A 3,539-nucleotide genomic window follows, 5' to 3' on the forward strand; every position below is an offset into this window, starting at 1 on the left:
CAGGAAAGGCGCGTTCGGGACACTCAACGGTCCCGAACGCACCTTCCTGGCAGTGGGCTAGCGGCGGGCTAGCGGCGGTCGGCCGCCGGCTCCGGGACGTCCTCGACCGAGTCGGCCGAGTCGTTCGACTCCGCCGGGCCGGCCGGGTCCGCCGGTACGGCGACGCCCTCGACGGCCACCGGGGCCGTCTTGCCGCGCGGCAGGAGCAGCGCCGGCAGGAACGCCACGGCCAGCAGGACCAGCGCCCACCAGAACGTGGACGAGAACGCGTCCGACAGCAGCGACGCCACCTGGCCGCGGATGGGCTCCGGCAGGTCCTTGATGGAGTCCATCGACGGCGCCTGACCACCCTGCGCCGCCGTCCGCGCGACGAGCGGCGCCAGGTTGTCGGTGGTCGCGTTGTACAGGACCACCGAGAGCAGCGCGGTACCGATCGACGCCGCCACCTGCTGGATGATGTTCAGGCTCGTCGACGCGCGGGCCACGTCCTGCTGCCGCAGCGTCTTCAGCGCCGCCGACATGATCGGCATCATCGTCATGCCCATGCCGAGACCCATGACGAACAGGTCGGCGCCGATCAGCAGGTACGACGTGTCCGCCTTCAGCTGGGTGAACAGCACCATGCAGGCCACGATCACGACGATGCCGGTCTGCGCGATGCGGGCCGCGCCGATCCGGTCCACGACCAGGCCGGCGATCGGCATCATGACCATCGCGCCGATGCCCTGCGGGGCCAGCAGCAGACCGGCCGCGAGCGCGCCCTCGAACCGCACCTGCTGGAAGTAGAGCGGGAACAGCAGCATGGCGCCGAAGAACGCGACCACGAACAGCACCATGGTCACCGACGCGACCGAGAAGCCCCGGTCCTTGAACAGCTTCAGGTCGATCAACGCGTTCGGCGTGCGCAGCGCGTGCCAGATGAACAGCGCCACCAGCACCGCGCCGGCGCCCGCCGGGAGGTAGGCCTGCGGGCTGTCGATGCCCTCGGACGGCGAGGCGATCTTGGCGAGGCCGTAGATCAGCGCGGCGAGGCCCGGTGAGAGCAGGAGCAGGCCGAGCACGTCCAGCTTCTCGGTCGGCCTCGGCTCGTCCTTGTCCAGGATCCGGCTGCCGAGGAACAGCGTCACGATGCCGATCGGGACGTTCAGGAAGAAGATCCAGCGCCACGACACGTCGTCGACGAGCCAGCCGCCGAGGATCGGGCCCACGATCGGGCCGAGCAGCATCGGCACGCCGATGACCGCCATGACCCGGCCGACCCGCTCCGGACCGGCGGCCTTGGTCAGGATCGTCATGCCGATCGGCATGAGCATGCCGCCGCCGAGACCCTGCAGGACGCGGAAGGTGATCAGCGACTCGACCGACCAGGCCGAGCCCGCGGCCGCGGAGCCGACCATGAACAGGAAGACCGCGAGCAGGTAGATCCGCTTGGTGCCGAACCGGTCGGCCGCCCAGCCGGACAGCGGGATGACGATCGCCAACGCCAGTGTGTAGCCGGTGGCCACCCACTGGATCGTTTCGAGATTGGTGTTGAACTCGCCGATTAGGTGGTTGATGGCGACGTTGACCACGGTGATGTCGAGCATCGCCATGATCGCGCCGAGCACGACCACCGAACCGATGGCGAGGATGCGGCGGTCGAGTTTCCCCGAACCCGCGGCACCCGCCGACGGCGGTAGCACTTCAGTCACAACTTTCCCCTCGTTCAGCAGCCGGGTGTGGTGGTGGGCGGCAGGTCCCCCCGAGCGAGAATCGGCGCCAGTGCCTGTGAGAGCTGTTCTCGCTCGCGGTCGCTCAGCGACTCGAGGCATTCGCGTACGGCCGCGCGGTGCGCCTGTAGGAGCCCGTCGACGAACTGCCGGCCGTGCTCGGACAGGCGAACCCGCTTCACCCTGCGATCGCGGTCGTCCTCCCTGCGCGTGACCATGTCCGTTCTCGCCAGCCCCTGCACCGCTCGCCCCACGGTCGCCATCGACAACCCGAGCAGTGTGGCCAGCTCGTGAACGGCCAGCTCCCGCTGGCTGTCCGCGAGCACGAACAGGGCACGCATCTGGGAGAATGACAGATCGAGTCCTCTTGCGACACCCAATATGTGTGCCTCCCCGCTCTTCTTCAGCCGCGAGAGGAAGCCCATCACCTGGTCGGTGACGACCTCGACGCATGGCCGCGGGGTTAGTTGCACCCTACAATCATCGCATCGACGCAACTAACTGCAAGTGACTGTGTCCTGGCTCTCATTACCCCATTAGTGGACTGCGACCCTTGTATCGGTCACGTAACGCGACGGGACGTGCACACCCAAGCCGGCTCGATCGGTTGTCGGGGGAAGCGGGCAGAATGCACACCCGTGACAGCCACGGCAACTCCCCCTTCCGTCTTCGTGCGCATCGCCGAGGAGCTCGACGTTGCCGAGCGGCAGGTCCGCTCGGCCGTGGAGCTGCTCGACGGCGGCTCGACCGTCCCGTTCATCGCGCGGTACCGCAAGGAGGTCACCGGCGCGCTCGACGACGCCCAGCTGCGCACCCTCGAGGAGCGCCTGCGCTACCTGCGCGAGCTGGAGGAACGCCGGGCCGCGGTCCTGGAGTCCGTCAACAGCCAGGGCAAGCTGACCGACGAGCTCAGCAGGCAGATCATGGCGGCCGACTCGAAGGCCCGCCTGGAGGACATCTACCTCCCGTACAAGCCCAAGCGCCGCACCAAGGCCCAGATCGCCCGCGAGGCCGGTCTGGAGCCGCTGGCCGACGGCCTGCTGAGCGACCCGGAGACCGATCCCCAGGCCGCCGCCGCGGTGTTCGTCGACCCCGAGAAGGGTGTCGCCGACGTGCAGGCCGCGCTGACCGGGGCGCGGGACATCCTCGTCGAGCGGTTCAGCGAGGACGCCGACCTCATCGGCACGCTGCGCGAGCGTATGTGGGACCGCGGCCGGCTCGTCGCGAAGGTCCGGTCCGGCAAGGAGGAGGCCGGCGCCAAGTTCGCCGACTACTTCGACTTCTCCGAGCCGTTCACCAAGCTCCCGTCGCACCGCATCCTCGCCATGTTCCGCGGCGAGAAAGAGGAGATGCTGGAGCTGGTGCTCGACCCGCACCCCGACGACGAGCAGCCGCCGGGGCCGTCCGAGTACGAGGTCCGCATCGCGGCGAACTTCGGCATCGACGACAGGGGCCGCCCCGCCGACAAGTTCCTCACGGACACCGTGCGCTGGGCCTGGCGCACCCGCATCCTCGTGCATCTGGGCGTCGACCTGCGGACACGGCTGCGCCAGGCGGCCGAGGACGAGGCCGTGCGCGTGTTCGCCGCCAACCTGCGTGACCTGCTGCTGGCCGCGCCCGCCGGCACCCGCGCCACCATGGGCCTCGACCCCGGCCTGCGCACGGGGGTGAAGGTCGCGATCGTCGACGCCACCGGCAAGGTCGTGGCCACCACCGCGATCTACCCGCACCAGCCGGCCAACCGCTGGGACGAGTCGCTGGCGACGCTGGCCAAGCTGTGCGAGCAGCACAAGGTCGAGCTGATCTCGATCGGCAACGGCACCGCGTCCC

General features: G+C 69.3%; 3 protein-coding genes. 1 reads left to right on the plus strand and 2 read right to left on the minus strand.

The genetic code is table 11. The annotated features are described in order from the left end of the window. Positions 1-68: 68 nt before the first annotated feature. Positions 69-1,691: a DHA2 family efflux MFS transporter permease subunit gene (locus tag ACJ73U_RS03360; protein WP_407776013.1), complete on the minus strand. Its 1,623-nt coding sequence runs from the start codon at positions 1,689-1,691 to the stop codon at positions 69-71. Positions 1,692-1,705: 14 nt separating this feature from the next. Beyond that, the gene (locus tag ACJ73U_RS03365) at positions 1,706-2,182 is read right to left on the minus strand and encodes a MarR family winged helix-turn-helix transcriptional regulator (RefSeq protein WP_407776014.1); all 477 of its coding nucleotides are present in this window, start codon (positions 2,180-2,182) and stop codon (positions 1,706-1,708) included. A 165-nt stretch (positions 2,183-2,347) separates the two neighbouring features. On the opposite strand from ACJ73U_RS03365, the gene ACJ73U_RS03370 reads away from it, so the two are divergent. Further along, positions 2,348-3,539: Tex-like N-terminal domain-containing protein (locus ACJ73U_RS03370; RefSeq protein WP_407776015.1), on the plus strand; the 1,192-nt coding region annotated here is incomplete at its 3' end.

The sequence above is a fragment of the Actinophytocola sp. genome (genome assembly GCF_045807065.1).
GTDB lineage: Bacteria > Actinomycetota > Actinomycetes > Mycobacteriales > Pseudonocardiaceae > Actinophytocola.